General features: G+C 55.9%; 1 rRNA gene (running past one end of the window). It reads right to left on the bottom strand.

The window, feature by feature from the left end:
• Positions 1-67: 67 nt before the first annotated feature.
• A 23S ribosomal RNA gene (locus PSR1_RS21540) occupies positions 68-2700 on the bottom strand (it continues 347 nt past the right edge of the window).

The raw sequence follows: 2700 nt of genomic DNA, 5'->3' as shown, positions 1-2700 counted from the left end.
CTTCCACTGCTCCTGCGAAGGAATTCGATCTCGACCTCGAGCAGGTCGCCTACGACCTGAGAAGAGGGAGACCAAGCCGCACGCCCTATTAGTACCGGTCAGCTGAGCGCCTCACAGCGCGTACACCTCCGGCCTATCGACCTCGTCGTCTTCGAGGGGGCTTCAGGGGCTTGCGCCCGGGAGAAGTCGTCTTGAGGTTGGCTTCCCGCTTAGATGCTTTCAGCGGTTATCCGTTCCGCACATAGCTACCCAGCGATGCCTCTGGCGAGACAACTGGTACACCAGCGGTGCGTCCATCCCGGTCCTCTCGTACTAAGGACAGATCCTCTCACTTCTCCTACGCCCACGGCAGATAGGGACCAAACTGTCTCACGACGTTTTGAACCCAGCTCGCGTACCGCTTTAATTGGCGAACAGCCAAACCCTTGGGACCTGCTCCAGCCCCAGGATGCGATGAGCCGACATCGAGGTGCCAAACCGCGTCGTCGATGTGAACTCTTGGACGCGATAAGCCTGTTATCCCCAGAGTACCTTTTATCCGTTGAGCGATGGCCCTTCCATACAGAACCACCGGATCACTATGACCTGCTTTCGCACCTGCTCGACCTGTCGGTCTCGCAGTCAAGCTCCCTTATGCCATTGCACTCGACGCCTGGTTTCCAATCAGGCTGAGGGAACCATAGCGCGCCTCCGTTACCTTTTGGGAGGCGACCGCCCCAGTCAAACTACCCACCAGCCATTGTCCCCAACCCCGATGAGGGGTCCAGGTTAGACACCAGAAATCGACAGGGTGGTATTTCACCGTTGCCTCCCCCCGAGCTAGCGCCCAGGGTTCATAGGCTCCCACCTATCCTACACAATCAATTCCTAGTGTCAGTGGCAAGTTGTAGTAAAGGTTCATGGGGTCTTTCCGTCTTGCCGCGGGTAAACTGCATCGGCACAGCTATTTCAATTTCGCTGAGTCCCTGGTCGAGACAGCGCGGAAGTCGTTACGCCTTTCGTGCAGGTCGGAACTTACCCGACAAGGAATTTCGCTACCTTAGGACCGTTATAGTTACGGCCGCCGTTTACCGGGGCTTCGGTTCATCGCTTTGGCCTTGCGGCCTGACGAATCTCCTTAACCTTCCGGCACCGGGCAGGCGTCAGACCCTATACATCCACTTGACGTGTTTGCAGAGTCCTGTGTTTTTGTTAAACAGTCGCTACCGCCATTTCGCTGCGACCCAGCATTGCTTCGGGAGCAAGTCCCTACACAATCCCGGGCCCACCTTCTTCCGAAGTTACGGTGGAAAATTGCAGAGTTCCTTGACCAGAGTTCTCTCAAGCGCCTTAGGATTTTCTCCTCGCCCACCTGAGTCGGTTTGCGGTACGGGCGCCTCGCTGGCTCCACGCGGGGATTTTCTAGGAAGCATGGGATCACGCACTTCTGGCCTTGCGGCCACGTCATCACCTCTCGGCGTTAACGGCCTCACCTTTTCATCGTATGAGGCCCGCCTACGGGCTTGAACCGTCACGTCCGTCAGACGGCTGCGCTACCCTTCTCCGTCCCCCCTCGCTTCAACGCCAACGGGGCGGTACAGGAATATTAACCTGTTGTCCATCACCTACGCCTTTCGGCCTCGGCTTAGGGCCCGACTAACCCTGGGCGGATTAACCTTCCCCAGGAAACCTTGGGCTTACGGCGAACGAGTTTCTCACTCGTTTTGTCGCTACTCATATCGGCATCAGCTCTAGAACGCACTCCACCAGTCCTTGCGGTCTGGCTTCACCGTCCGTTCTATGCTCCCCTACCGATCAGCTTGCGCTGATCCCGTGGCTTCGGTGCCATGCTTGAGACCCGATACATTTTCGGCGCAGTCTCGCTTGATCAGTGAGCTATTACGCTATCTTTAAAGGATGGCTGCTTCTAAGCCAACCTCCTGATTGTCAAAGCGCTACCACATCCTTTTTGTGATCACTTAGCATGGACTTTGGGACCTTAGCCGACGATCTGGGTTATTCCCCTCTCGCCGATGAATGTTATCACCCACCGACTGCGTCCCGGGATAACAGTTTCAGGCATTCGGAGTTTGGTACGGGTTGGTAATCTGGTAGGACCCCTAGCCGTTCCAGTGCTCTACCTCCTGAACTGAATTTCCCGAGCCGATACCTAAATATCTTTCGGGGAGAACCAGCTATCACCAAGTTTGATTGGCCTTTCACCCCTACTCACAGCTCATCCCAGAAGTTTTCAACCTCCATGAGTTCGGTCCTCCACGCGGTTTTACCCGCGCTTCAACCTGGCCATGAGTAGATCACCTGGCTTCGGGTTATAATGATTGCGACTGGCGCCCGTTTCGGACTCGCTTTCGCTGCGCCTCCGGCTATCGCCTTAAGCTCGCCACAACCATTAAGTCGCCGATTCATGATGCAAAAGGTACGCCCTCAGGCGTTCCGCTTGCGCGGCATAGCCCTCGGACTGCTTGTAGGCATGCGGTTTCAGGTTCTTTTGACTCCCCTAACAGGGGTTCTTTTCACCTTTCCCTCGCGGTACTTGTTCACTATCGGTCTCTAGGTAGTATTTAGCCTTACGAGATGGTCCTCGCAGATTCAGGCAGGATTACACGTGTCCCGCCTTACTTGGGTACGCAATCAGGAGATACACGTCGGTTTCGGTTACGGGACTGTCACCCTCTGTGGTCCGCCTTTCCAGACGGCTCA

The organism is Anaeromyxobacter sp. PSR-1 (assembly GCF_000964525.1).
Lineage (GTDB): Bacteria > Myxococcota > Myxococcia > Myxococcales > Anaeromyxobacteraceae > Anaeromyxobacter.
The sequence above is the reverse complement of the archived record's forward strand: the minus strand, read 5'-3'. Positions and strand labels throughout refer to the sequence as shown.